The sequence below is a fragment of the Kitasatospora sp. NPDC059408 genome, from assembly GCF_042751525.1.
Lineage (GTDB): Bacteria > Actinomycetota > Actinomycetes > Streptomycetales > Streptomycetaceae > Kitasatospora.
Genome location: NZ_JBHYWI010000182.1, coordinates 1 through 2,142 on the forward strand (window position 1 = coordinate 1; position 2,142 = coordinate 2,142).

1 protein-coding gene is annotated in these 2,142 nt (G+C 69.8%); it reads right to left on the bottom strand.

Going from position 1 to position 2,142, the window contains the following annotated elements; genetic code table 11:
- Positions 1–1,857: PKD domain-containing protein (locus ACFXDE_RS43830; RefSeq protein ID WP_380499808.1), on the bottom strand; the 1,857-nt coding region annotated here is incomplete at its 3' end.
- Positions 1,858–2,142: the final 285 nt, after the last annotated feature.

The window sequence follows — 2,142 nt, forward strand, 5'->3', positions numbered from 1 at the left end:
TGCCCAGGTGCCGTTGTTGAAGAGGCCGTTGGCGGCGGGCTTGCCGGTGCTCCAGCGGCCGGCGATCGCCCGGTCACCCGGATCGGGGACGTTGATGTGGGCGAAGCCGTCGGCCGTGGCGGAGCGGCCGTGATCGTCCGTCACGGTCAGCCGTACGGTGTAGCGGCCGGGCTTGGCGTAGTCGTGCGGGACCGGGTCGGCGGGCAGCGACCGGAACCATTGCTCCTGGCCGTCGCCGAAGTCGACGGCGTACTGCCAGACCGGCCAGGGGCTGTTGGAGCTTCCGGTGACCGAGATGCTCTTGGGGGTCAGCGCCGAGCCGTGGACCTGGACGGCGGCGGTGATCGGCCCGCTCGCCACATCGGCTTCCACGGTGGTCTTCTTGACGGTGCCGTTGCTGTCGGTCGCGGTCAGCGTGGCGGTGTACCGCCCCGCTGCGGCGTAGGTGTGCGTCAGCGGGAAGGTCGGCGCGGTCACGACCGGGCTGCCGTCCCCGAAGTCCAGGGTCGTGGTGGCCGGGTACCAGGGCGAGGTCGTCCCGCCGAGGAACTTGACGGCCATCGGCTGGTCGGGCATGTACGCGCCGGTGGTCAGCGAGACCTTGAACGGGTTCTGGTACTCGGCCGCCCCGCGGTCGTGGTAGCCCACGCCAGTACCGGTGTTGGGCACGAGCGGGTCGTCGACGCGCGGGTTGCCGTAGACGTCGGTGTCCAGCTGGCCGGGCGCGGTGGCGTCGGCGGAGTCCAACGCCGCGGTCTCGGTGGTGGGGGTGACGTCCTCGCCGAGCCCGCTGCCGTCGGAGAGCTTCGGGTCCACCGTCAGGTCGTGCTGCCCCTGGCCGGTGGCGGTGGTGAGGTCGGCGGGAGTCTTGTAGAGAGTCCCGTCCCAGTAGTAGGCGTGGGTGTCCGGGCTGTCGGTGTACAGCACGTTGTAGTCGGACCTGGTGCCGGGGACGGAACCGGATGCCACCATCACGCCGACGCCGACGCTCGCTTCGCAGTTCCGGTGGACCTGGACGATGTTGTTCACCACGGTCGAACCGGTGGAACTGCCGTTGAGGATGATGCCGGTGCCGCAGGTAGCGCTGATGGTGTTGCTGTTCACCACCGTGCCGGGCGCGCTGTCGGCGACGATGATGTTCGAGGCGCGGAAGCCGTAGACCCTGGAGAAGGCGTTGGTGGTGACGATGGTCCCGGTCACCCCGGGCTCGATGGCGACGCCCGCCCGGCCGCTGTCGACGATCTGGTTGCGGCTGATCGTGACGTCGCTGGTCTTCCCGGTGAGGCGGATGGCCGACGTGTCGTTGTCCAGGTTGTGGGGCGGCGGCTCCGTGGCCTGATGGCCCGCGTCCTCCACCTGGTTGCCGTCGAGCGTGATGCGCTGGGAGTCGGTGATGAGCACCGCTTCCTGCGGGGATTGGGTGATCCAGAAGTTCTTGATCGTGATGTCGTGCACCCCGGACGCGACGAAGGCGTGCTGCGACTTCGTGGTCGACGGCCACCCGCCGGGGTGGAACTCGGTGCCCGTCCGGTGGCCTGCAGGCATGCCTTCGCCCCGGATGGTGATCGGGTGCCCCGGCGTGCCGGACCGCTTCAGCGTGACCTGTTCCGTGTATTCGGTGTAGGTGCCGCCGACCCGGATGGTCTGGCCCGGCTGCGCCGCGTCGGCGGCGGCCTGAATGCTGCAGAACGGCCGGTGCATGTCGGTGCCCGGGCCGCTGTCCGAACACGTAGTGGAGCGGCTGGACACGAACAGGAATTCGGAGTCGGCATGCGCGGCCATAACCGGCAGCGCACTCACGATGACGGTCGAGCTCACGAGTGCGGCGGCGAGGCCGACGCGACGTCTGCTGGGCACTGCTTGATCCCCCTGGGGTGTGCGGAGCGCGCCGGGCCACCCCCTGTGTTCGGGCGTGGAACCTTCGACCGGCGCGAGCGCGAACGATATCCAAGGCGGCGGACACCACCCTGCGGTGGGGGCCGGTTCGAACAGCCCGGCAGCCCCGCCCCTCCGGTGTGAGGCTGCGAGCCAGAGCGGCCCTGCACCCTTGGGTGGGGTGCAGGGCCGCCGTGTTTGTGTGGGTTAGTAGACCTGGCCGGCGTAGCCGTAGACGCCGGTGTATGCGCCGCTGAGGGCGTAGGA